Raw genomic sequence first — 24,280 nt, 5'->3', positions numbered from 1 at the left:
TCCTCAGAGAGCCGATGGTTGGTGTAAATCGGTGGCGTAAAAGTATACTTGAGCGTTCCTGAGATATTTCGCTGAAACTTGGAGTAGGCGCAAATCGGATGATATCCGTTACCAATCATGGTCTGAACAGACCGCTTGAGGCTGCCGCAACATGGCAGCGAATAAGGGTGGCACCACGAATAACTCTCGTCCCTTACTACGGAGGTAGTATGCGGATTGGGAGTTTTTTATGTTCCTGTCTCTTTGCCACGACACCGCGTCAAACCTGTATAGACCTCTTGCAGCTTTATTGGAATCTTTGGTGTATAACGGAATACGCCCCGCGTAATCCTTATTCAATATTGCAGTACCGCATTTTATAGAGGATTTTAAGGAGGAAGAGAAACCATGTTTAAAGTATTGGTATCGGATCCGATCAGTGATTTGGGGATCCAGCAGTTAATGGATGCCGCCGATGTGCAGGTAGACAAAAAAACCGGGCTCAACGAGGATGAGCTCACTGCCATTATCGGTGAATACGACGGACTTCTCGTACGAAGTCAGACACGTGTGACAGAACGCATTATGAATGCAGGAACCAATCTCAAGGTTGTCGGCCGCGCTGGCGTTGGCGTTGACAACATTGATCTTGAGGCTGCTACGAAGCGCGGGATCGTTGTTATCAATGCGCCAGACGGTAACACGATTACAACAGCAGAGCATACGTTTGCCATGATGATTGCCCTCGCCCGCCACATCCCTCAGGCTTATGCCAAAACGGTGGGCGGATCCTGGGACCGCAAATCCTTCCTCGGCGTTGAGCTTCGTAACAAAACGCTGGGGGTCATGGGAATGGGCCGAATCGGCAGCGAGGTGGCTAAACGCGCCAAGGCTTTCGGCATGAACATTCTTGCCTTCGATCCGTTCCTCACGGAAGAGCGTGCGGACAAACTGGGCGTGACACTCTCTTCAGTGGATAACATTATCCGCAGCGCCGACTTCATTACGGTCCATACTCCGCTTACGCCGGAAACCCGCCATATGATCGCAAGACCGCAATTCGAAGTGATGAAGCGCGGCATGCGGATCGTGAACTGCGCCCGCGGCGGCATCATTGACGAACGCGCCCTTGTGGAAGCGATCGATGAAGGTATTGTTGCCGGAGCCGCATTCGACGTATTCGAACATGAGCCGCCTGAAAGCGATCATCCATTCCTGAACCATCCAAAGGTTATCGTGACCCCGCATTTGGGTGCATCTACCGTTGAGGCTCAGGAGAACGTTGCGATTGACGTCTCGGAACAAGTGCTTCATATCCTGCGCAACGAGCCGTTTAAGAATGCGGTCAACTTCCCGCTTGTAGCGGCTAGCGTCATGAACAAGCTGCAGCCTTACTTCTCGCTCGGCGAGAAATTAGGCAGTGTAGCGGCTCAAATCACCGCACACGCGGTGAAGGAGATTCACGTTGACTATGCAGGCGAGCTGGCTGAAGTCGATACGCAGGCCCTGACCCGATATATCGTGAAGGGTGTGCTGGAACGCCACCTCGGAAGCGAAGTGAATATCGTAAACTCCATGCATTTGGCAAAAAGCCGTGATCTTCACGTCGTTGTGTCCCAGACACCAAAAACCAAAGACTTCACCAACCTCGTTACCGTCACGCTTAAAACGCAAAACGGTTTGGAGCGAATTGTCGCTGGTACACTCCTGCTCGGTTACGGTGAACGGATTGTCCGTCTGGATAAATTCCCGGTCGATATTTCTCCGGAAGGTCATCTGATTCTGATCTCCCATAACGACAAACCGGGCATTATCGGTCGTGTCGGAACCCTGCTCGGTGAGAACGATGTCAATATCGCCTCCATGCAGGTTGGACGTAAAGTCATCGGCGGTGAAGCCATCATGCTTCTGACAGTGGATAAAGACGTTCCTAAAGACGTTCTGGTCAAGCTTGCCGGGCTGTCGGAACTGAACACCGCGCAGCAAATCGCACTGGGCTAAATTCAGGCCAGATATAAGAAAGATATAAGGGGTTAATCATTGTTCCACGTAGAACAAGATTAACCCCTTTATTTCAACAAAAAAACACGCTCCTTGCGAGCGTGTTTTGTCTTTTGCGGAGACATTGCCTAAGATTCTGCCGATTTTGTTGGAATGATCATGGTAAACACCGTTCCTTCGCCTACTTCACTTGTTGCGTTAATCGTGCCATGATGCGCTGTCACGATATTTTTCACGATGGCGAGGCCTATGCCGGTTCCCACCGTCTCCCCCCGCACACGCGCTTTGTCGGCCTTGTAGAATCGCTCAAAAACAAAAGGCAGATCTTCAGGCGGGATACCGACGCCTTGGTCGCTAATCTTCACCTGGAGCGCTTCTGTATTCGATACGGTAATCCGATCGGCAATGATTCGGATCTGTTTGCCTGAAGGCGTATGACGAAAAGCATTGTCCAGCAGATTGGTCAGCACCTGCTCAAGCTTATCTTCATCCGCCGCTTCGAGCAGAAGATTCGAATGAAGTTTGTTGAGCTGAAGATCAATATCGCGCTCCTTGGCACGAACGGTGAACTTCCGGTATACCCTTTCACACAATTCACCTGCATCCATCTCCCGCAGAGACAACTCTGCGTGCCCTGCTTCCATACGGGTTAAATCAAGCAGATCCTTCACCAGCCGGCCCATCCGCAGGGATTCCTCATGAATCACCTGTATCAGCTCCCTGCTCTCCTCCGGTGATGCCGCCATCCCGTCAAGCAGCGCTTCACTGTAGCCCTGCATCATGGACAGCGGAGTTCGGATTTCGTGCGACACGTTGGCAATGAAATCCGTACGCATCTTCTCCAGCGTGACCTGCTCGGTAATATCTCTTAATACAACAACGGCGCCGCGGATCACATCATCCGAATATAAAGGAGCCATATGTGCTGACCAAATTCCCTGCTTCACATGCAGGTCAGCGCTTTGGTCCTTCCCTTCGTTCACGGTGGCATAATAGAGCTCACTGAGCGGTTTTGGCATGACATCGGCCGCCCAGCCTCCGCCCTGCAGCTCATCATCCCACTCCAGCCCTTTCCAGGTTTTCATGATATCCTGCCCTGGCGGGTTCACCAGAATGACCTGACCATGATTATCAAAAGTAATCACCGCGTCGCTCATGCTTCTCAGCACACTGGACAGATGCTCCTTCTCATGGTTCAAATTGCGGATATTCGTTTCCAGCTCTGCTGCCATATGGTTGAACGTATTAGCCAGCTCGCCAATCTCATCACTGGTCACAAGATTTAGCCGAGTGCCATACTTCCCTTTACGAATGTCGTTGGCGGCTTCAATGAGCTGCTGCATGGGCTGGGTAATCTTCGTTAACAGAAACAACCCGAAGAAGGTGGTCATCGAAAAACCGATAATGGCCACATAAGTAAATAAACGTTTGATGGCATCCGAATTCGCAAACGTGGTATCGATATAAGGGAGTAAAAATAATCCGAGCGTCAGCAGTACGCACGCGACTAAACAGGTTATCGTAATCCACAGCTTGCCGACGAGTGATCTCCAGAAACTCACGTTACTTTGGTACCTCCAGCTTGTAGCCTACTCCCCATACTGTCGTAATCATCGCTGCGGATTCAGCGGATACCTTATTTAACTTCTCGCGCAGCCGCTTCACGTGGGTATCGACTGTGCGAAGATCTCCGAAAAATTCATAATTCCATACGTCCTTAAGCAGTTCTTCGCGGGAGAATACTTTGTCCGGGGACGAGGCCAAGTAGTGCAAAAGCTCGTACTCCTTCGGCGTCAAACTGATTTCATGCCCGCCAGCCGTTACGCGGTGAGCATCATGTTCAATGATCAAATGCGGGAAAACGATGCTGTTGCTCGGGTTTGGTTCCTTGCTCAAATAAGCCGTAGCGGATGAGCGGCGCAAAATCGCCTTCACGCGATAGATCACCTCGCGCGGACTGAACGGCTTCACAACATAATCGTCGGCTCCCACTTCAAATCCCTGTACGCGGTTTATCTCCTCACCCTTTGCAGTCAGCATAAGAATTGGCGTGGACTTCACCTGGCGGAGACGGGTGCACACTTCAACACCGTCCATACCGGGCAGCATGACATCCAGAATAACGAGCCCGTAATCTTCCGAGCTTGCTTTGCGAAGTGCAGTTTCTCCATCCTCCGCCTCTTCGATTTCATACCCTTCCTTCTCCAAATACATTTTTAACAAGCGGCGAATCCGTTCTTCATCATCAACAACGAGAATACGATTTCCGTGCTCTGACATTGGCGGCCAACTCCTTCATTTTTATAGGGAAAATCAGAAGTGGCCCTCTTGATTAAGAAAGGGCCCTTCTGATTGATCATTCACTACTATTCTATTGACAATTAATCGGTTCCCGCATAGGAATGCAGACCCGCGATAATCAAGTTGACACCGACCAGCGTAAACATGACCACGATAAAGCCGATGACGGACAGCCAGGAGGAGTGTTTCCCCTGCCAGCCGCGCGACAGCCGGAGATGAAGGTACACGCTGTAGAACAACCATGTAATAAGCGCCCATACTTCCTTCGGATCCCAGCCCCAGAACCGGCCCCATGCAATTTCTGCCCAGATCATGGCGAATATGAGACCGCCCAGCGTAAATACCGGGAACCCAATCGCAATGGCGCGATAACTGATTTCATCCAGATCGTCCGGATCCAATCTATTCAGTGCAGGCTGAATGAATTTTGCCAGCGGCTTGCGCAGGATCAGGCGGAGCACACCGTACAGGATTAACCCCGTGATCAGCGACCATAACACCGTATTCAGCTTACGTCCTGCATTCACGCCGTGCATCCAGGACGGAGCTTCCATGAGTGGAGATTTCATGCCCAAGAAGGACTGCATGCTCTCCGTCTCGCTTTTATAAGGTGCAACAAGCGGTGGCATGTTATATTCCACTTTTACTATTGTACTATTTTCTGTCTTCGGGTCAACCAAAGTCTGGTTAAATTCAGCCTGATATCCGCTTGCACGGAAACTGTACACGGACAAAATAAATCCGATCAGAATCACGATGGCAAACATGCAGAGTTCAAGCCAGCGCTGTTCTCTGCGTGCACCCTTGTCTGTTCGGCTAAAGTTAACGGTACGGAGCAGGTGCATCAAGCCCGCAATAAAACCTACTGCAAAAAATGCATCGCCCAGCGCAGCCAAGGTTACGTGAATCCCCAGCCAATAAGACTGAAGCGATGGAATCAGCGGCTGGACCTCCTGCGGAAACACGGCTGCATATGCCATGATCAGAATCGCCAGCGGCAGGGCAAACAATCCGAGCAGCGATTTTTTGTAGATAAAATAAAGTACGAGGAAGGCAATCATGATTGCCATCGACAAGAAGGTCATAAACTCATACATGTTGCTGACAGGCACATGACCGGAGCCCGCCCATCTCGTAAAGAAGTACAGCAGATGTCCGATCAAACCAATCGATGCCGTAACAAATGCAATCTTTCCCCATTTAGCCAAATGGGCTTCCGGGTCCCGCTTGCGGAACCGTCGTCCCATAACGGCAAGTGCATACATGATAAATGCCGCACAATACAAGGTAAAGGCAACGATAAATGCGTTGCCGCTAAAATCAATTAGATTCATGCTTAGTCCCCCTGTTATTCTCCAATGACTTTTCATCGACTTCGATATTCATTTGCTTGAGGATCGCGGAGACCTCCTTGCGAAGCCCAAACCAGTTCTTGTTCGTATGCGCGCCAAGTGTCAGCGTTCCGTTATCAATACGCAGCCAGATCCGGCGATGGGTGAAATAAAAGCCCATGACCAGGCCGATCATACCGATAAAACAACCAATCCAAATGAACGGCATGGCTTTATCCACACGAATATTCAGATAAGTCGTAGATTCCGAAAAGTCCACATCGTCCATGCTGAGAACATCCAGTTGTACGAGCGCTTCCCCACCCGCCAGCTGTGCATTGATCGCTTCCTGGTTAAAGCGCTCCTTATCGATCTGCTTGGGGAAGTAGAAATATTGAATGCCTTCCTTCGGCAGCTCAGGTCCCTTAATCAGAAATAAGAATGCAGGCGCATTCGGGTTAGGTGACAGATTTACCGGTTTGCCGTTATCGCCAAGTCCAAAATCGGTAAAGGATTGTGTAAGCGTTAACGTATATTCTCCCGCCTGATACTCTCTTTGAGGATCGTCGATCGACAATGTGATTTTACCGTATTCCTTCCCGCTCTTACTGTCAACCAGCACCGGCGAAACCGAACGGAGAATCGGGGTCAGATCATAATCGAATTGATAAGCTTTTAACCCTTTGTAATTGAGTGGATGATTCACCTCGATGTTATGACGCGTTACTTCGACGAGCTCGGGCTCTTTATCGAAATCGTCACAATTGGCTTCGCACATATACAGAATCGCCTGAGTTTGGAACTCCTTCGGCAATACTTTATTCTTGCCTTTAAATTCCTCAGGCATATCGTCCTCGGTATAGAACTCCACCTTAAAGCCATCGTTCAATAAATAATAACTGGTGTTCTTGATGCGCACAGGCTCATCTTGAGGAAAGGCCATGTGCTCGTCCATATGCAGTCCAGGAAGATTCCGTCCAAGAACGGCAAGCAGGAAAATAATCAGGCCGATATGAAGAACATAGGGGCCCCAGCGGCTGAACCGCTGCTTCTCCGCCAGTAGGGTTCCACCATCCGTTCGCACGCGGTAGCCCTTCTTCTTAATGATCGGTTTCACCCGTTCAACCCAGTCGGCACCGTCCTCTTCGACTTGTCCTTGGTATACCACCTTTTGGCGGGTAAGGAAGGACATATGCTTAGGAATCCGCTGTCTGCTGAGCGCTTTGTACAGTGGAAGGACCCGGTCGAGACTGCAAATGACAAGCGATGCGCCGATCATGACAAGCAGCAGCACGAACCACCATGACGTGTATGTATGGGACAGCCCGAGCAAGTAATAAATATGCCCCAGCTGCCCGTACTCCTCTTTGTAATAGATAGAGGGGTCAATATTAAGGAAAGTGCTTTCCTGCGGAAAGATGGTCCCTAGCGAGGAGCCAATCAGGGTAAGCAATATCAGATATATTGCTACTTTTACCGAAGAAAAGAAATTCCATACCCGATCGATCATACCGGGATTTTCTTTCTGTGATCGACGAGCAACGCCGTCATACCGCATTTCCAGAATCGGCTGGGCCTCTGCTTCCTCGGTCAGCGGCTTGCCGCAAGCCTCACAGAGGACCGTCCCCGTTGGATTCTGGTGTCCGCAATCACACTTCGTATTCTGGATCAAAGGCTTGGAACCTTGACTCATTTCGCATTCACCAACTGTTCAATTTGTTTGTCAAGGGTGTTCAAATCCAGTTCGCCTATACGAATATGATCAATCTTGCCAGAGGCCGTAACAAAAAAGGTGGTTGGCATCGGCCCAACCCCGAAGCTGGCAACAGCATTCCGTTTAGGATCCATCAGGATGGGGAACTTCACGCCGGTTTGAGCAACAAAATTCTCAACGGTCATTTTGTTCTCGCCCACATTAATGCCGATGATCTCAACGCCTTGACTGCTCCATTTCTCCCACTGGGCTTGAAGAGCCGGCATTTCCCGCACGCATGGCGGACAGTAGGTGCCCCAGAAATTAATCACCCTGGCCTTGCCTTCGTATTCACTCATGGTATGTACGCTGCCATCCATGCCTAGAAGTTCAAAGTCCGCTGCCTTTTGACCCACTTTGGGAACCTCATCAGAGCCGAATACAACAGTTGCAACGGCGTAAACTCCGACCAGGATAATGGCAAGCAGAATCACAATCTGTACGCTTTTCTTTGATTTGCCCATAAAGCAGCAGCTTCCTTTCTATGACATTCATCATATCGTTTACTACGGGTGTGAACATCCTATGAACAATTATAACGAAATTTGTCATAAACGCCGCTCGCCATTTTGAATATTATGTGTCGGGTTTAACGTTTTCTCTTCGGTTTCCCGCCCGGCTTAGCGGATTTCGCCATCTGCAAAAGCTGGTTGATTTCATCCGCTGTCAAATGGCGGTACAAACCCCGTTTTAAATTTTGCAGCAGCAGATCCCCATAAGATATCCGCTTCAATCGCGTTACCGGATGGGAAATCGCTTCGAACATCCTTCTGACTTGACGGTTGCGGCCTTCATGAATGGTAATCGATATGACGGATTGTTTATTATCCGGATCCACATCCTTATATTCCACTTCGGCAGGAGCCGTCATTCCGTCTTCCAGCATGATCCCTTGGCGAAGCTTGTCCAGCTCGGTGCCATGGGGCACCCCTTTCACGGTAGCCAAATACGTTTTGGGCACATGATATTTAGGGTGGCTGAGCAGATTGGCAAACTCGCCGTCATTGGTCAGCAGCAGGAGTCCTTCCGTATCGTAGTCCAAACGTCCAATCGGATATACCCGCTCTTTAATGCCCTTGAGATAATCCGATACAATTTTTCGGCCTTCGGGATCAGAAGCGCTTGTAATGACTCCCTTCGGCTTATTCAGCATAATGTATACCTTTTTCTCATTCTTAATCGGTTTGCCTGAAACCGTAATGATATCCTGGGCTGGATCGGCCTTCGTGCCGAGTTCGGTAACGGTCTCTCCGTTTACCTGCACCTTGCCTTCAAGAATCAATTCCTCGCACTTGCGGCGGGAAGCGACTCCGGCCTGTGCCATAATTTTCTGTAATCTCTCCATGTTCGTTAGGTCACCTCATTCCTAATGATAACCATCGACAGGATAAATCACAAGCGCGTTCCATGGAAAATGTGCCCCAGGGCAGGAGTCGGAGTGAGGAAACAGGTATAACGGGGAAATATCATGGAGTCTGGATAGCTCCAAAATGATTTTGCTGGCGGTAAACAGCTGTGTTTTCTGGTCCAGCGACATGGACTCGTAGCGGATATTAAAGTCGCCCTCCAGACAGATGTGAATCTGGCCCGGGTGAACCAGCACGGATGAAGAGGAAACCGAGCCGTCCGGATGGATTTTAAAATCCCAGTTCCGCGGTTCCCGCTCGCACACGGTATGATGAATAACAAAACCCTCGAATTCCATTTCATCACCCCTACTACAATTTGTAATTGCAGCAGTATATGACGCGAGGGAATCGAGGGTATAGGCACACGTCCTTGTTACATAGAAAAAACGCTCCGTCTTACGCAGACCGTCCGAATGATCTCAATTAACCGAACACCAGCAGGCAGACGGCGATCGCCGCAATAAATCCGATCACATCAGAGAACAGCCCCACCTTCAGCGCATACCGGCCATTGCGGATTCCGACGGCGCCAAAGTAGACGGTCAGTACGTACAAAGTCGTATCCGTGCTTCCCTGTATGGTTGAAGCGATTCGGCCAATCATGGAATCCGGACCGTATGCCCGGATCAGTTCCGTTGTGTAAGCGAGAGAGCCTGTACCCGTCAGCGGCCTGAGAATTCCCAAAGGCAGAATCTCGCTCGGCACTCCTAGCGATTGCAGAAAAGGGCCCGTCCAACCTACAAAAAACTCCAGCGCGCCGGAAGACCGGAATACGCTAATGGCGACCATCATGCCAACCAAGTGCGGGATGATCCCAATCGCCGTGGAGAAGCCGTCCTTGGCTCCATCCACAAACGTTTCATATACGGGCACTTTGCGGGTATAAGCATAAAGCGGAATGAATGCGATAATAATGGGAATAGACCAGGCGGAAACGAGATTAATCCATGACAGCAAGACTCATCACCCCTTCACATCCGGGTTCAGGTTTGTACCGATTCCCGGCGGCTTCTGGCGGCGTATCGTCCTTCTTCGATACCATCGGTCAGCCATAATGGCGGCCGCCGTCGCAATCGCAGTGGCCAAAAGGGTGGTGCCGACGATTTCCGAAGGATTAGCGGACTCATAATTCAGCCTGATCGCGATTAGCGTTGTCGGTATCAGCGTAATGCTGGCCGTATTTAATGCCAGCAGGGTACACATCGCCGGAGAAGCTGTTTCCTTATCCGGGTTTAACTTCTGAAGCTCCTGCATCGCCTTAATCCCCATCGGAGTCGCCGCATTCCCCAGACCGAACAAATTGGCGCTCATGTTGGACAATATATACCCCATAGCGGGATGATTCTTCGGTACATCCGGGAACAGGAAGCGGACAACCGGGCCCAGCAGCTTGGCAACCTTCTTCAGCAGGCCCGCGTCCTCTGCCAGGCGCATCATGCCTAGCCAGAATACCAGTATGCTGATGAGACCGAAGGAGACGGTTACTCCCGTCTGGGCTCCGTCAAATGCGGCTTTTGTAACACTTTCGATGTTCCCATTAACTGCCGCAAAGCAAAAGCCGATCAGTATCATCCCCATCCAAATCAAATTGATCATCTCTTCGCCCCCGTTTGCTGCCTCGCTTGCGTGAGAACACACGATCTCTTTAGCGAAGGCTAGTTATGATTTGGCCCTGAACAGATGCCTTAAGACTTCTCCTGCAGACTGCCACAGCGACAACGAACCGATGGGTCCGGATGTGCTTCTGGACTTCCGCAAAACCTCAGGGACTTCAGGAAGCTTGCTTCCTTCCGCATAGACCGGAACTTTGCCGATGCTGACATTATCGAGCAGCAGTTGAATATGACCCCGCAGCCCGAAAGACAAGTCGGGTGTGCTTGCTTTATGCAGGACCAGCCTCTTGACCAGGCGCGCTTCCTCATCATGCGCGAACGCATACGTAAAGGAACTGCCCGTGACCAGTGGATAACCCTGGATCTTCTGCCCTTTCTCCGTAACCTTTTTCAGTGGAAAATGGTTAAATCCGTAATCCAGCATCTTGGAATGATCATTCCAATCGTTGCCGTCATTCAGCGTAACCGCCGCAATCTGCTGACCGTTTCGGGTGGCGGAGCTTACCAGGCAGCGGAATGCTTTTTTGGTGTAACCGGTTTTGACGCCGTCCGCCCCCTCGTAGAAACGAAGCATCTTATTTTTGTTATCCCATTTGTAGTCCCACGCTTCATTCGGATTCGGTGCTTTCTTGGTCGGCGTTTTGACAATCTCGCTAAAGACAGGGTTCTTGAGGGCATAAGCCGTCAGTTTGGCAACGTCATTAGCGGAAGAATAATGATCATCATGATCCAAACCATGAGGATTCATAAAATGCGAGTTCGTCAAACCGAGCCCGGCCGCCTTCTCGTTCATTAGCAGCACAAAACCTTCTTCCGTCCCCCCGACATGCTCGGCAATGGCCGTCGCGGCGTCGTTGCCTGATCGCAGCATTAAGCCGTACAGCAGATTCTCAAGCGTCATCTCCTCGCCTAGCTTCAGGAAGAGGGAGGAGCCCTCTTTGGCAAAAGCATTCTTGGAGATCTTAACGCGATCGTCCAGCTTGCCTTGTTCAATCGCCACAATGGCTGTCATGATCTTGGTCAGGCTTGCGATTCTTAAACGCTCGTCCCCGTTTTTACTGTAGAGCATTCTACCGGAAGTGACATCAATCAGTGCAGCTGCCTGCGCATGATTGGCGGGGCCATTCTCATGATCTGCATGCACGGGGACAGCCGTGACCAGCAAGCAGCTTATGGCAATCAACATGGATAACAAAGACTTGCAGTTCGTCCATTTCATTTTCATCATTTTATCCTCCGGTGTTCAGAAATCTTGTACAAGTATATGTCGTCCGCGCTAAAGGTATGTCCATTTCGTGATGATCGAATGAGTTCAGCCTTGCTGAATGATCATATATCTTCTATTTACAGCAAAAATCCCTTCCGTTATGAACGAAAGGGATTTGCTTGCTCCAAAATCAGTACGCAGGCGGAGGCGTGGTGCTGTTCGCGGCATTGCTTCCTGATTGAAACATCGACTGGATTTGATCGAGTAAATACGGGGTCGCATCAATAATCCGTTCAAACAGATGGGTTTGATTGTCCAGCGGCACGATGTGCACGCCTTCTTTACCCACGACCAGGAAAGCAATCGGCCGAATGGACACGCCACCGCCGCTGCCGCCGCCAAAAGGAAGGGCACTATGATCGTTGTGCGTCCCGTTAGTGGTGGTAGTTGAGTGTGTGCCTCCCGCCTCAACATTGTAGTCGCTACCGCCGGCCGCGAAACCAAACGCCACTTTACTGATTGGCAAGATAACGCTGCCGTCCGGCGTATTCACCGGATCGCCCACAATCGTATTAACGTCCACCATTCCCTTGATGTTTTCCATAGCCGTTTGCATCAAGCCTTGAATAGGGTGTTCTGCCATGATCTAATTCCTCCTTTCACCTTTAACACGCGAACTATAAGTACCAGTCCAGCATACATAGCTTTTCCGCAAGAGATTTTCGCTATGCAGTTAAGCTCTGTGGAAATTTGCGGCGGACCGTTAAAGAGCGGCACCACATCGATTTGGGGCAGCTCTTCCATGACCAGGCGATACGACATCCATCCAAGTAACGTGTGCTTGATGCCATGCAGCAGCCCAGTCGCTACCGCCGTATCGGCCGCATGCTCCAGGGCAATCCGAGTTGACCAGCGCACATCCATGAGATGAACGGCCGACATCGTCTGTCTCAACCACTTTTTGAAACCTTTTGTTGAAAGCATGGCCCGCCCGTAGTCCTTAAATCTGATCGTTCTGCTCGAAGCCTTCTCCTCTTTTGAATCGTGTGCAGTTCCCTGTTCACCGTCTCCACCAACGGTCTCCTTCTTAAACTCGATCCCACCGTTCGCCAGGTGAAAGGGGACTGCATACTTACGTTTAATCAATCCGAAGATCATTTTGATTTCCGCCAATACTTTATATTCATCTTTTTTTAGAACCACATCCAGCTTAATCGTTACCTTGGAGCTCAGCACAACGATCAGCAATACGATGAGGAGAACGACCAGACCAGCCGCCAGAAAGATCCATATCCTCACGAAGTAACCCCCAGCACGAACTTAGTCAAATGTAATCCGCTTGGCTTAGTATGGCAAAAGCGCCTCCAAATGATGCGAAATTGTTCCAAGTCCTTGAATTCAAATTTTCGCTAGCCGCATAAAAAATCCCGGACGATGGATTTCACCATGCCCAGGATCAACTTTTTGCTGCAACCTATAAAATTGTATAATGGCTAGCTTTCCTCTACATCATCAAACGTAAGCTGACGACCGTCAAGCTTATCGAACAACAGCTGCGTTTCCTCTTCTAAACTATCGTTATCCTCGAATTGCGACGGCTCCGGCAAATCCTTGATGTTGGCAAGCCCGAAATATTCCAGGAAGGACTTGGTCGTTCCATACAGAATCGGTCTGCCAATCGCCTCGGCGCGTCCGACCTCCTCGATCAATCCTTTGCTTACCAGCGTATGGATAGCCCGTTCGGACTTGACGCCGCGGATGTCTTCAATCTCTACGCGCGTAATCGGTTGACGATAGGCCACGATGGAAAGTGTTTCGAGTGCGGCTTGCGACAAGGAAGAGCGGGAAGGCGAATACGCCAGGCGCTCAAAATACGGAGCGTGCTCGGCCAGCGTCGCGATTTTGTAACTCCCCGCAATCTGTACGATCTGAATCCCGCGCTCATGGCGCTCCCATTCCTCCTTCATGTCCTCAAGCGCTTCGCCAACCAGGCCATCCGACTGCTCGGTGATCTCAGCAATTTGCCTAACCGACAAGCCCTCTTCTCCCGACAGGAACAGAAGCCCCTCAATAATCGATTTCAGCTTCGGATAATCCATCAATGCGTCCTTCCCCTCTCCACTCCATGACGATATCTTCAAACAACTTCTCTTGGTAGCACAAAATTTGCTTCATTTTCATCAGCTCCAAAATGGCCAGGAAGGTTACCACGATTTCATGCCGTACCATCTCTTCGTGTAGCAGCTTGGAGAACAGGATTCTGCCCCCAGGCCCAACCTCCTCCAAAGCATCCATGACCTGACGAATCCGGTCCTTAACCGATATTTCATCCCGCTGAATGCGGGCATACGATGTACGTTTGACTGCTTTGCTTAACGCTTTTTGAAAAGCAGCGATCAAATCCGAAATATGTAATCCCTGCACCGGATTCTCTTCCACTTCCGGCATGTAAGGCGTCAGGTCTTCCGCTTCCTTGGAATACATCAGACTGCGTTCCCATTCCTTCTCATGCAGGTGGCGTGCGATGCCTTTGTACTTACGGTATTCGATCAGCTTCGCAATGAGCTCTGCTCTGGGATCCATATCATCCTCTTCATAAAAATCGAACTCGTCCATTTCGATAACCGGAGGCTTCGGAAGCAATAGCTTGCTCTTTATAGACAGCAGCGTTGCAGCCATGACCAGAAATTCGCTCGTAATTTCCAGCTCCAGCTCCTGCATGTTGTGCAAATAGGCCATGTATTGTTCGGTAATCTCGCTGACGGGAATATCCTGGATGTCGATTTCCGCTTTATCAATCAAATGCAGCAGCAGATCGAGCGGTCCTTCAAACGTTTCCAGCTTGTATAATACGGTCACGGTGAATCCTCCCGCCAAAAAAATAAAATGCAGTGCTCCAAAAAAAGAGCACTACATTAAATAAGCACTATTTTAGGCTTTTCGTCAAGTTCGCCATTTCGATGGCTGCCATGGCCGAATCCCAGCCTTTATTGCCGGCCTTCGTTCCCGCACGCTCCACGGCTTGTTCGATATTTTCCGTCGTAACGACACCGAAAATCGTTGGCACACCGGTCTTCAGGTTAATCGCGGATACCCCCTTGGCCACTTCGTTACATACATAATCATAGTGCGTAGTGGACCCGCGAATGACGGTTCCCAAGGTGATGATTGCATCGTATTTGCCGCTCTCTGCCATTTTTTGGGCAATCAGCGGGATTTCAAACGCACCCGGCACCCATGCGACATCGACTTCGTTCTCCTGTGCGCCGTGACGCTTCAATGCGTCCAGTGCGCCGCTCAGCAGCTTGCTGGTGATGAATTCGTTGAATCGACCTACGACGATCCCGTACTTTAGACCCTCGGATACTAATTTACCTTCAAATATAGTTGCCATGATGAATGACTTCCTTTCGGTTTGGAGTTTATATGGTCAAACATGGGGAATCACTTCGGTTCTTGATGCCGCTGCGCTGACGGCTGCTGCTTCCGATCGCTGTTAAATCCTGGTTTCATGATCTATTTTTTTAAGGAAGAAATCAGGATTTAAAGGCGAACGCTGGCGCTTCTCCAGCAGCATTCCGTCCTCTTCGCTGAGTCATTCCAAGAAGTCGAACCTCCCCATGATTGACCTTTTGTTATGTGGTGATTAGTTGGTGCTCTCGTTCTGCTCGATATCACTGAATTTCATCATATGACCGAGCTTGGCTTGCTTGGTATGCAGGTAGCCCGTGTTATCCTCGTTCTCCGGCATTTGGATCGGAACGCGCTCTACAACCTCAAGACCATAACCTTCAAGGCCTTTGATTTTGCGGGGATTGTTTGTCAGCAAGCGGATCTTTCTGATCCCAAGATCCTTCAGGATCTGGGCTCCGATGCCGTAATCGCGCAGATCTGCCGCAAAGCCAAGCTTCAGGTTGGCGTCCACGGTGTCGAGTCCCTCTTCTTGGAGTTTGTAGGCTTTCAATTTGTTGATCAAGCCGATGCCCCGCCCCTCCTGGCGCATGTAGAGAAGAACGCCTCTGCCTGCTTCATCGATTTGGCGGAGTGCCGCCTCGAACTGGGGACCGCAATCGCAGCGATGGGAGTGAAACACATCTCCTGTCAGGCATTCGGAATGCACCCGCACGAGAACAGGCTCATTCCCGTCGATCTCCCCTTTTACCAAGGCAACATGCTCTTTATTGTCCACGTCGTTGGTGTAGGCCACGGCCTGAAACACGCCGAAGTCGGTCGGCATCCGCACAGCTACCTCTCGCTGGACAAGCTTTTCTTTTTCATTGCGGTAATGAATCAGATCCTTGATGCTAATCAGCTTCAGATCATGCTTCTTCGCAATCTCCACGAGATCCGGCAGCCGTGCCATTGTGCCGTCTTCCTTGATTACCTCGCAGATGACGCCGGCCGGATAGGAGCCGCTCAATCTGGCAAGATCGACAGCGGCCTCCGTATGTCCTGTCCGGCGCAGGACACCTCCATCTTTTGCGATCAGCGGGAACATATGACCCGGTCTTCTGAAATCGGACGCAGATGCATTCGAATCCAAGATGCCTTTGACGGTGATGGACCGCTCATAGGCCGATATGCCTGTCGTAGTATCCTTATGATCAATGGAAACCGTAAAGGCCGTTCCATGAAAGTCCGTATTTTGGGTAACCATCGGTTTGAGGTCGAGCTCCTGGGCTCTGGCCTGCGTCATGGGCAAACATACGAGCCCACGGCCTTCGGTGATCATAAAATTAATGACCTCCGGGGTTGCCTTATCTGCTAATGCGATAAAATCCCCCTCATTCTCACGGTCTTCATCATCTACGACAATGACGACCTTGCCTTCCTTCAAATCGGTTAACGCCTCTTCGATTGTATGAAATGAAAAGCGCTCATCCATCCCTACTCCTCCTTATTCCTCATGGAGACTCTATGTGAATCACCCGGCTCAGGCAAATCCGTGCTCCGCAAGATAATCCCTGCTGATCCCCGGTTTTGTCCCGCCTTTGCTACCGGCTCCTTCCGAGCCGTAATGCAGCAGGTGATCTACATATTTCCCTAAAATGTCACATTCGATATTAATCGAATCGCCTGCTTTTTTATAAGCCAGCACCGTCTCCGCCAGCGTATGGGGGATGATGGATACCGTAAAGGAGGAATCTGTCGTTTTGACAACGGTCAAGCTGATTCCATCCAGTGTGATGGAGCCTTTCGGAATGATATATTTGAATATGTCCCCATTCGCGGGGGCAATCTCGTATACCACGGCATTCTGATCTGCCTGCACGCTGCGAATGACGCCGACGCCATCCACGTGCCCCTGAACGATATGGCCTCCAAATCTGCCTCCGGCCGCCATCGCCCGTTCCAGATTCACCTTTCCGCCTGGCTGCAGTTCCTTAAGATTTGTATTTCTATAGGTTTCCGGCATCACGTCCACCGTAAATATCCCTTTGTCAATGGTTGTAGCTGTCAAGCAAACACCATTAACGGATACGCTGTCTCCCAGCTTTAAATCATCCATAATCCGGCTAGCGGAGATGCTCAACAGCATGGCTTCGCCTTTCCGTCCGATCCGCCTCATCTCGCCGATCTCCTCAACCAATCCAGTAAACACAGGCATCCCTCCTTTCTTTCTCCTTATTTCCAGACCGGAATCCCGGTGACGTAAATATTTTCTCCAAGTCTTTCGGTCTCAAGTCCTGTCAGCTGAATCGCTTGATTCATCTGCTCATACCCGCTGAACATGTAATTTCCTGGGGCATCGTATCCACCAATAATCTTAGGGGCGATGAACTGGATGAGCCGATCCACCAGCTTCTGTTCCAGCATCGAGCCATTCAGCGTCCCCCCACCTTCCAACAAAATGGAGGCAATCCCCTTCTGCCCCAGCTTCACCAGTGCAGCCTTCAGATCCACACGCGGTCCTGGCCCGCAGGGGATGACCTGAACTCCCTGCACTTCCAGCACGGACCGCTTCTTCTCATCCGCCTGCTCCGTCGTCAAGATCCACGTCGGCGCCAATCCGTCTGTCACGACATGGCTGTCGAGCGGGATTCGCAAGCTGGAATCGACAATGATCCTAACCGGATGCAAGCCTTCCACGCCAAGCCTCGTCGTCAGGCTTGGATTATCCGCGATAACGGTAGACACGCCAACCATGATCCCCTGGTGACGATGACGCAGCGTATGCACAAGCTCTCTTGATTCCTCATTGGATATCCACTTGCTATCACCGGTTTTCGAAGCGATCTTGCCGTCCAGCGTGCTGGCTGTCTTTAACGTTACGAAGGGCTGACCCGTCGTAATGAATTTAATAAAGGTTTCGTTCAAGCGAAGAGCACGTTCCTTAAGGAGGCCCGTTTCAACCCGGATTCCCGCTGCGCGCAGCATTTGGATCCCATTGCCCGCAACGAGAGGATTGGGGTCCTCGCAAGCAACAACCACTCGCTGAACACCCTCGGCAATCAGCCTCTCGCTGCATGGCGGCGTCGTACCGTAGTGACTGCAGGGCTCCAGTGTCACGTACACCGTACTGCCCGCTGCTTTGCTGCCAGCCATATTCAGGGCATGAACTTCAGCGTGTTGTGTTCCGCGCTCCAGATGTGTTCCCACCCCTGCAAGCGCGCCATCCTTAACGACGACACACCCAACAACCGGATTAATCCCGGTTTGGCCCTGAGCACGTTCAGCCAGGTCCAGCGCAAGTGACATATAGAATTCATCGTTGACGATATCCATGCTAAACATGCCCCTTTCTCAACGTTCACACAAAAAAAAGCCCTGCCAAAGATTCGGGGAATCCTTAACAGGGCTTGATGGAAGTTAATAATCGACACGCTAAATAACCGTTATGATCACAGGTTTTGCCTATAACAAACGATTCAAATCTGTTACCGGAGACATCAAATCATCGCAAGCACAGGTTTGAATTGCATGTGAAAACCTGCACATAACGCATATCGCGTTGTGTGCACAGACACAAATAGCACATGTTGCTTATGTGTCTTTCACTCCTTCTCCCATCCAGACTATACTGTCGGTCCCGGATTTTCACCAGGTCCACCGCATACGGTGTGTAACAACACACGCATATCCGGGTCACGGACTAAGACGCAGATATCTGCTCTCTAAAGCTCAATCACTGCGATCATCACCGCCGGTAGGGAATTTCACCCTGCCCCGAAGGATTAAACATATGAAATTGTTTGATCTTATGAAGAATCTTATCACCACCTTTTGAAAATTGCAAGAAAAAATGACTAACTTTTTTAAAGTTTATAACTTAATACCAATATGTGTATTGAATGTAGAAGGAGAATTCTCCCCGAAGGGAGAACAGTTTAATAGGATAAACACGGGAACTTGATACAGTTGAAAAGGAGCCCGCAACGATGAAAACTTCGCTGGACATTGTCGTCCGTCCTACGGAAATCGACGTCAACGGACATGTAAACAACGCCAAATACCTGGAATATCTGGAATGGGGCCGTGAGGAATGGTACGAAGCAGGAAATCTTCAATATGACATACTGAAACGGCTCGGCGTCCAGACCGTTACCGTCAATATCAATATTAATTACCGCAAGGAGTGCGGCCAGGGGGAACGGCTGACGATCGTGACTGAACCGCAAGCTATGGGTCGTACGAGTTATGTGCTGATTCAGACGATATACAACGAACAGGGAGAGCTGTGCGCGGATGCCGCCGTTACCAGTGTGGCGATGGATGTACATACTCGAAAAAGCCGGCCTGTTCCGGAGGAGCTCCGCCAATTATTCCCTGACCCTGCGTAAACCCTCCCCGGAATATTAAAAACAGGCTCACCCTTATGAGTGAGCCTGTCCTGAACAGAAGCTAATGGTTACGCTTCGTATACTTCTACTTTTTCCATTTTGTCGCGGCCTTTGAATGCATCCACGTACTCCATGCCCTCTACAACTTTACCGAACACCGTATGTTGTCCGTCCAGATGCGGCTGCGGCTCGTAGCATACATAGAACTGGCTTCCGCCCGTGTTGCGGCCGGCATGCGCCATGGCCAAGCTTCCACGCTCATGCTTGTTAGGGTTGATCTCGCAGTTGATGGTATAGCCAGGACCGCCGGTTCCCGTTCCCTGTGGGCAGCCGCCTTGAGCAACGAACCCAGGGATTACGCGGTGAAATACAAGACCGTTATAAAAACCGGAGTTCGCCAATTTCTCAAAATTAGCTACCGTATTCGGTGCATCCTTCTCGAACAGATCAAGCACTACCTCTTTGCCGTTCTCTAATGTGATCTTCGCTTTTTTAGCCATATGTGTTATCTCCTTCCGTTATTAGAACGCTTTAATCGATTTTTTTACAATGCATTCTATAGTTTACTATGAATTGAGCTTCGAAGCAAAACGATCTTGTCCCCCGTTTACACATCACATATCAAGTCCAAGGCAAACCAAAGAGCCCTGACCGCAGCCGGAGGCATTGGCGGGCCCTCTTGGATTTTAGAGCCGTAAAACAGACATCCGTTTAATTGGTTACGGTTTCTTTGGTTACACTTGCCGGCACGACATCATGGCTGATGATGTCCGCAAGCGACTCACGGCGTACGACAAGCTTGCTCTGTCCGTCCTTCACGAACACGACCGCAGGTTTGCGGATCCGGTTGTAATTGCTAGCCATGGAATAGTTGTATGCGCCTGTGCAGGATACGGCCAGCAAATCACCTGTTGCTACCTTCGGAAGCTCCAGGTCCCATATGAGCATGTCTCCGCTCTCACAGCACTTGCCGGCAATGGATACCGTTTCTTCCGGCTTCTCATTCGCCCGGTTCGCGAGCAGCGCTTCATATTTCGACTCGTACAGCGCAGGGCGCGGGTTGTCCGTCATTCCGCCGTCTACGGCAACGTATTTACGCACTCCGGGAATATCCTTGCTCGTGCCCACCGTATACAGGGTGGTGCCTGCATCACCAACAATGCTCCGGCCCGGTTCCACCCAAATTTCAGGAAGCTCGGAGCCAAGGCCCGCAAAATGAGACTTCACGGCATCCGTGATCGCTTTTACATACTGGGATACTTGAAGCGGCGTATCGCCATCCACGTAACGGATACCGAAACCACCCCCAAGGTTCACAACCTTGAATACAACCCCCAAACCTTCTTTAACGGAAGCCGCGAATTCAGCTACGCGCTGAACAGCCATCTGAAAGCCTTCCACCTCAAAAATCTGGGAGCCGATATGGGAATGAATACCCATCAGATGAATATTCGCTTGAGCCTCGGCAAGCTTCACCGCTTCATATGCTGAGCCGTTGCCGATATCAAAGCCAAATTTCGAATCCGTTTGGCCTGTTGAGATATACTCATGCGTATGAGCCTCAACACCCGGTGTCACGCGAAGCAGAATGTTGACCTTCCGATTCTTCTCGGCAGCAATCGCTTGCAGCATATGCAGTTCAACTACGTTATCGACAACGAAACAGCCAATTTCCGCATCCAGCGCCATCTCAATCTCTTCCGGGGTTTTATTATTTCCGTGGAAATGAATCCGTTCTGCCGGGAACCCGGCTTCAAGTGCGGTGAACAGCTCTCCGTCTGATACGACGTCAAGCGACATACCTTCCTGGTCGGCCAATTGGCACATGGCCATCACGCAAAACGCCTTACTTGCATACGCCACTTGGAACTTCAAGCCCGACGCCTTGAAGGCCTCGATGTATTCCCGGCAACGATTGCGAACCGACTGCTCGTCTACAATATATAGTGGTGTTCCATATTGAGCTTTCAAATCGGATGTGTCACACCCGCCGATTTCCAAATGCCCCTGATCGTTAATCTTGCTTGTACCGTGTAAAAACATGCTTACAATTCCTCCGATCCATTGATTCAAAATAGGGTAATCGAATAATTGTTCACAGTATAGCAGACAACGGAAGGTAATCAAAATGGATTTTTCAACACAACATTTGTGTTATTGTTATTGCTCGCCTCTCGGATTCATTTCAGGGCCCATTTTGGTGTTGTCGCGCGTTTTATTGTGGGCCGGGCGTCTTCTTGATAGAAGCAGCGGTTTGCGGAACAAAATTTCGCCCATCGCTTTTGCACTAAATGGTATAAATGGCCACAAGTAAGAGGAATTGTAGGAACGGTGTGTAGTCAAGAGCAGAATCAGAAGCGTCGTCCCGATGACAAAGCCCTTCACCCCGAACAGGGCTGTTGCAAGCAGAAGGAGCAGCCTGACCATCCGGTTAGCAAGTCCTAGCTCATAACTCGGGGTCGCGTACATCCCAATAGACGCAACAGCCATATACAGGACGACCTCGTTGACAAACAATCCGGTCTTAACAGCGATATCACCGATCAAAATCGCAGCGATCAACCCCATCGCCGACGCTAGCGGTGTCGGTGTATGAACGGCTGCCAAGCGGAGCAAATCCACGCCGAATTCAACGATCAGAAACTGCAGGATAATCGGAATTTTTGCGTTCTCCTGCGGACCGATGATTTCGAGTCCCGGCGGCTTCAGTTCAGGATGGACAACAAGCAGCATCCACAGCGGGAGCAGGAACATGGATGCAAAAATGCCTATAAAACGTATCCAGCGGAGATATGTCCCCATAAACGGGGTCTGCCGATTCTCCTCGGCATGCTGACAGAGATCCAAAAACGTGGTTGGCATAATCATCACGCTCGGTGAAGTATCTACCATGACAACAATTCGGCCTTCGAGCAGATGGGAGGATACAACATCCGGCCGTTCCGAATATCGGACCAGCGGAAAAGGATGCCAGCCTTTGTTCACTATCGCTTCTTCGAGCTGCTTATCTCCGAGAGGAAGCCCCTCTAAATCCACTTCCTTGATTTTTCCGCGAATCGCTTCAACCTGGGTCCGGTCCACGATGTCATCAATGAAAAGCAGGCACACATCCGTTCTCGTCCGCCTTCCGACCTTCATGACCTCGACATGAAGTCCCGGATCACGAACCCGTCTTCGCACCAGGTTCACGTTGGTAACGAGCGTCTCCGTAAACCCATCCCTTGCGCCGCGAACGACACGTTCCACTGCAGGCTCTTCGAGCCCGCGCACGGGATATTTCCGGGTATCCAACAAGATGGCGGAATGCGCATCCTCAATGAACAGCGCACATATACCGGAGAGCACTTCGTTAATCACTTTGCTGAGTCTTGTATCCCGCTCCACTTGGACATGGGGAATATAGCGGGTCATCATCTCGGTAAGTGCCTGATTGCTCACATCCTCCGGTGTCAGGTACGTCAGCCTTGTCAGTATATCCGTCACCACGGCATCATTCGTGAAGCCGTTTAAGAAGAGAAGCCCCGCATTTCTGCCGGCAAAGTTCATTTCACGGAATACCACATCAAAAGAAACCCCTAGACCGATAACTTCCTTAAGCACTTTTTTCAGTTCACTCAGCTTTGCGGGGACATGGTCTGTGTGCTGCCAGTAGATGACGGATTCCTCGGTGCTGTTGGAGGTTTCAGCCTCCCTCTTCTCCGCCAGCTCCTGTTCCTCCAATGCTTTGATCTCCAATGGTGGAATGATCGGAATATCGGTCTCCCGTTCGCCGTTATATGTTGTTTTCTCGTCCATAACCTACCTCCTAGCCTTAACTGTCACTTGCTGTAAACAAACCAGTCGAACAGAGAGCCCGCTACCTTGCCTGCGACCATGGCCATAAGAAGACCGAACAAATACCCCGTCAACCGGAGCCGCTTGGCCAGAATCGGCAATACATTCAATACTTCCGTCAATGCGGCTGCCAGCATGCCGATGAATATCCCGCACATCAATCCGATCACGGTACTCACAACTGGTCCCAAAGGAACGGACCATCGCCAGAAATCGGCCACCGTGCCGATAAAAGATCCGGCAATTAAAGCCCCTTCATACCAATGGACCCGGCTGTAAGTTGCCGTCAGTTGGGACAATCTCGGGATGATGTCCAGCACGATAATGAGTGCAATGACGCCGCCGCCGACGGCGATGCCCCCAGCTACGCCAAGAACAGTGGTGAATATCCCTTGCATAACGGACAACATCATGGTTCCTTACCTGTCGTATCCGCTCCGGCGTTCATTTTCCGATATTCTTCGGCGACCACGAACTGATCCAGATTCTCCTGGTAGAGGTACATTTCCACCTCAAGCGGGGTCGGTTCTTCATTCCATTTTTTCTTGAACAAATGATTGAAGAACACCGTCATTCCGAATCCGAGCCCGAGCGAGTATGCAATCTGGAACAAATAGGGATGCTCGTCCCTTTTTCCGGTCACCATCTCGACGATTCGGATCTGTACCTCGAGCATGTTGACGTCGGCATGGAAGTTCATAATGGTCAGCGCCGAACCGAAAAACAAGAGCAGCCAAATGAGCGGGAACCACAATTTGGAGCGCTTGCTCTCCGGACCAATGAGCTCCACCAGGGTATGTTGGTTTCCCATCGGTTCAATATGGGCGCCAGGGATCAAGGCTTGAATCTTCGGGATGATTTGTATCAGATCCATGACAAGGCGGTTGCCATCAATATCCTTCGGCTGCGTAAGTGGCAGGGCTCTAAGCCGTTTCTCCCATTCGGGCTCGCAGACAATGAAGGCGACATCACCTAGTTTGACGGTTTGGTTTCTTGGTAACCGTATGCGGCTCCTTAGCTGCAGAAACACCGTCGGAGTGGGATTAACCTTCATCCGAAACACTCCTTTAC

At 50.5% G+C, this 24,280-nt stretch carries 25 protein-coding genes, 1 riboswitch and 1 other annotated feature (1 of these 27 running past the window's edge); of the genes, 2 read left to right on the top strand and 23 right to left on the bottom strand.

Annotated elements, in window-relative coordinates; translation table 11 throughout:
• Nucleotides 1-197: a binding site (T-box leader), on the top strand (it extends 34 nt beyond the left edge of the window).
• A gap of 190 nt (nucleotides 198-387) precedes the next feature.
• Entirely contained in the window at nucleotides 388-1,980 is a 1,593-nt protein-coding gene (serA, locus tag ACQKPA_RS20565) for a phosphoglycerate dehydrogenase (RefSeq protein ID WP_071223911.1), read from the top strand.
• Between the two features lie 128 nt (nucleotides 1,981-2,108).
• Here serA and ACQKPA_RS20560 read toward each other — a convergent pair whose 3' ends face one another.
• From ACQKPA_RS20560 to ribD, 18 genes are all read right to left on the bottom strand, one after another.
• On the bottom strand, nucleotides 2,109-3,542 hold the full coding sequence (locus ACQKPA_RS20560; protein WP_427494342.1) for an ATP-binding protein: 1,434 nt from the start codon (nucleotides 3,540-3,542) through the stop codon (nucleotides 2,109-2,111).
• Nucleotide 3,543: 1 nt separating this feature from the next.
• On the bottom strand, nucleotides 3,544-4,260 hold the full coding sequence (locus ACQKPA_RS20555) for a response regulator transcription factor (protein WP_009595176.1): 717 nt from the start codon (nucleotides 4,258-4,260) through the stop codon (nucleotides 3,544-3,546).
• Between the two features lie 101 nt (nucleotides 4,261-4,361).
• On the bottom strand, nucleotides 4,362-5,615 hold the full coding sequence (gene ccsB / locus ACQKPA_RS20550; protein WP_427494341.1) for a c-type cytochrome biogenesis protein CcsB: 1,254 nt from the start codon (nucleotides 5,613-5,615) through the stop codon (nucleotides 4,362-4,364).
• Nucleotides 5,602-7,305: a cytochrome c biogenesis protein ResB gene (gene resB, locus ACQKPA_RS20545; RefSeq protein ID WP_427494340.1), complete on the bottom strand. Its 1,704-nt coding sequence runs from the start codon at nucleotides 7,303-7,305 to the stop codon at nucleotides 5,602-5,604. The genes ccsB and resB overlap by 14 nt, the downstream gene beginning before the upstream one ends.
• Nucleotides 7,302-7,829, bottom strand: a complete 528-nt coding sequence (locus tag ACQKPA_RS20540) for a redoxin domain-containing protein (protein WP_427494339.1) — start codon at nucleotides 7,827-7,829, stop codon at nucleotides 7,302-7,304. The genes resB and ACQKPA_RS20540 overlap by 4 nt, the downstream gene beginning before the upstream one ends.
• A 125-nt stretch (nucleotides 7,830-7,954) precedes the next feature.
• On the bottom strand, nucleotides 7,955-8,710 hold the full coding sequence (locus ACQKPA_RS20535) for a pseudouridine synthase (protein WP_427494338.1): 756 nt from the start codon (nucleotides 8,708-8,710) through the stop codon (nucleotides 7,955-7,957).
• Nucleotides 8,711-8,731: 21 nt separating this feature from the next.
• Nucleotides 8,732-9,070, bottom strand: a complete 339-nt coding sequence (locus ACQKPA_RS20530) for an N-acetylmuramoyl-L-alanine amidase (RefSeq protein WP_427494337.1) — start codon at nucleotides 9,068-9,070, stop codon at nucleotides 8,732-8,734.
• 127 nt (nucleotides 9,071-9,197) lie between these two features.
• Nucleotides 9,198-9,731 carry a spore maturation protein gene (locus ACQKPA_RS20525; RefSeq protein WP_427494336.1) on the bottom strand — a complete coding sequence of 178 codons (534 nt, stop codon included), beginning with the start codon at nucleotides 9,729-9,731 and terminating at the stop codon, nucleotides 9,198-9,200.
• Nucleotides 9,732-9,737: 6 nt separating this feature from the next.
• Nucleotides 9,738-10,370, bottom strand: a complete 633-nt coding sequence (locus ACQKPA_RS20520) for a nucleoside recognition domain-containing protein (RefSeq protein WP_427494335.1) — start codon at nucleotides 10,368-10,370, stop codon at nucleotides 9,738-9,740.
• A gap of 63 nt (nucleotides 10,371-10,433) precedes the next feature.
• Nucleotides 10,434-11,615 (bottom strand): D-alanyl-D-alanine carboxypeptidase family protein, encoded by a 1,182-nt coding sequence (locus ACQKPA_RS20515; RefSeq protein ID WP_427494334.1) that lies wholly within the window; start codon nucleotides 11,613-11,615, stop codon nucleotides 10,434-10,436.
• A 169-nt stretch (nucleotides 11,616-11,784) separates the two neighbouring features.
• Nucleotides 11,785-12,237 carry a GerW family sporulation protein gene (gene ytfJ / locus ACQKPA_RS20510; protein WP_216530948.1) on the bottom strand — a complete coding sequence of 151 codons (453 nt, stop codon included), beginning with the start codon at nucleotides 12,235-12,237 and terminating at the stop codon, nucleotides 11,785-11,787.
• Nucleotides 12,210-12,893, bottom strand: coding sequence for a DUF2953 domain-containing protein (locus ACQKPA_RS20505; protein ID WP_427494333.1), 684 nt, complete (start codon nucleotides 12,891-12,893; stop codon nucleotides 12,210-12,212). Before ACQKPA_RS20505 ends, ytfJ begins: the two co-directional genes overlap by 28 nt.
• Nucleotides 12,894-13,087: 194 nt before the next feature.
• The gene (gene scpB, locus ACQKPA_RS20500) at nucleotides 13,088-13,693 is read right to left on the bottom strand and encodes an SMC-Scp complex subunit ScpB (RefSeq protein WP_071223899.1); all 606 of its coding nucleotides are present in this window, start codon (nucleotides 13,691-13,693) and stop codon (nucleotides 13,088-13,090) included.
• Nucleotides 13,662-14,453, bottom strand: a complete 792-nt coding sequence (locus ACQKPA_RS20495) for a segregation and condensation protein A (RefSeq protein ID WP_194541907.1) — start codon at nucleotides 14,451-14,453, stop codon at nucleotides 13,662-13,664. The genes scpB and ACQKPA_RS20495 overlap by 32 nt, the downstream gene beginning before the upstream one ends.
• 67 nt (nucleotides 14,454-14,520) lie before the next feature.
• Complete coding sequence (gene ribH, locus ACQKPA_RS20490) at nucleotides 14,521-14,988, bottom strand: 6,7-dimethyl-8-ribityllumazine synthase (RefSeq protein ID WP_006209422.1); 468 nt, start codon at nucleotides 14,986-14,988, stop codon at nucleotides 14,521-14,523.
• A gap of 252 nt (nucleotides 14,989-15,240) precedes the next feature.
• Nucleotides 15,241-16,479: a bifunctional 3,4-dihydroxy-2-butanone-4-phosphate synthase/GTP cyclohydrolase II gene (locus ACQKPA_RS20485; protein ID WP_427494331.1), complete on the bottom strand. Its 1,239-nt coding sequence runs from the start codon at nucleotides 16,477-16,479 to the stop codon at nucleotides 15,241-15,243.
• Nucleotides 16,480-16,527: 48 nt separating this feature from the next.
• Nucleotides 16,528-17,196 carry a riboflavin synthase gene (ribE, locus tag ACQKPA_RS20480; RefSeq protein WP_427494329.1) on the bottom strand — a complete coding sequence of 223 codons (669 nt, stop codon included), beginning with the start codon at nucleotides 17,194-17,196 and terminating at the stop codon, nucleotides 16,528-16,530.
• A gap of 23 nt (nucleotides 17,197-17,219) precedes the next feature.
• A complete protein-coding gene (gene ribD, locus ACQKPA_RS20475) occupies nucleotides 17,220-18,320 on the bottom strand; it encodes a bifunctional diaminohydroxyphosphoribosylaminopyrimidine deaminase/5-amino-6-(5-phosphoribosylamino)uracil reductase RibD (RefSeq protein ID WP_427494328.1) in 1,101 nt (366 codons plus the stop codon).
• 269 nt (nucleotides 18,321-18,589) lie between these two features.
• Nucleotides 18,590-18,773, bottom strand: a riboswitch (FMN riboswitch).
• A gap of 200 nt (nucleotides 18,774-18,973) precedes the next feature.
• On the opposite strand from ribD, the gene ACQKPA_RS20470 reads away from it, so the two are divergent.
• Nucleotides 18,974-19,375, top strand: a complete 402-nt coding sequence (locus ACQKPA_RS20470; protein ID WP_427494327.1) for an acyl-CoA thioesterase — start codon at nucleotides 18,974-18,976, stop codon at nucleotides 19,373-19,375.
• Nucleotides 19,376-19,443: 68 nt separating this feature from the next.
• Here the strand turns inward: ACQKPA_RS20470 and ACQKPA_RS20465 are convergent, their stop codons facing one another.
• The 5 genes from ACQKPA_RS20465 to ACQKPA_RS20445 all read right to left on the bottom strand — a co-directional run bounded on the left by ACQKPA_RS20465 (nucleotide 19,444) and on the right by ACQKPA_RS20445 (nucleotide 24,263).
• A complete protein-coding gene (locus ACQKPA_RS20465) occupies nucleotides 19,444-19,875 on the bottom strand; it encodes a peptidylprolyl isomerase (RefSeq protein ID WP_427494326.1) in 432 nt (143 codons plus the stop codon).
• A gap of 211 nt (nucleotides 19,876-20,086) precedes the next feature.
• On the bottom strand, nucleotides 20,087-21,418 hold the full coding sequence (lysA, locus tag ACQKPA_RS20460) for a diaminopimelate decarboxylase (protein WP_427494325.1): 1,332 nt from the start codon (nucleotides 21,416-21,418) through the stop codon (nucleotides 20,087-20,089).
• A 117-nt stretch (nucleotides 21,419-21,535) separates the two neighbouring features.
• A complete protein-coding gene (locus ACQKPA_RS20455) occupies nucleotides 21,536-23,170 on the bottom strand; it encodes a spore germination protein (protein WP_427494323.1) in 1,635 nt (544 codons plus the stop codon).
• Between the two features lie 23 nt (nucleotides 23,171-23,193).
• Nucleotides 23,194-23,622, bottom strand: coding sequence for a stage V sporulation protein AB (locus ACQKPA_RS20450; RefSeq protein ID WP_427494322.1), 429 nt, complete (start codon nucleotides 23,620-23,622; stop codon nucleotides 23,194-23,196).
• Nucleotides 23,619-24,263 (bottom strand): stage V sporulation protein AA, encoded by a 645-nt coding sequence (locus ACQKPA_RS20445; RefSeq protein ID WP_427494321.1) that lies wholly within the window; start codon nucleotides 24,261-24,263, stop codon nucleotides 23,619-23,621. The genes ACQKPA_RS20450 and ACQKPA_RS20445 overlap by 4 nt, the downstream gene beginning before the upstream one ends.
• Between the last annotated feature and the right edge of the window lie 17 nt (nucleotides 24,264-24,280).

The sequence above is a fragment of the Paenibacillus sp. NPDC093718 genome (assembly GCF_050279985.1).
Lineage (GTDB): Bacteria > Bacillota > Bacilli > Paenibacillales > Paenibacillaceae > Paenibacillus_AQ.
Note: the sequence above shows the minus strand (reverse complement) of the source record. Positions and strands in the feature narration are given on the sequence as shown.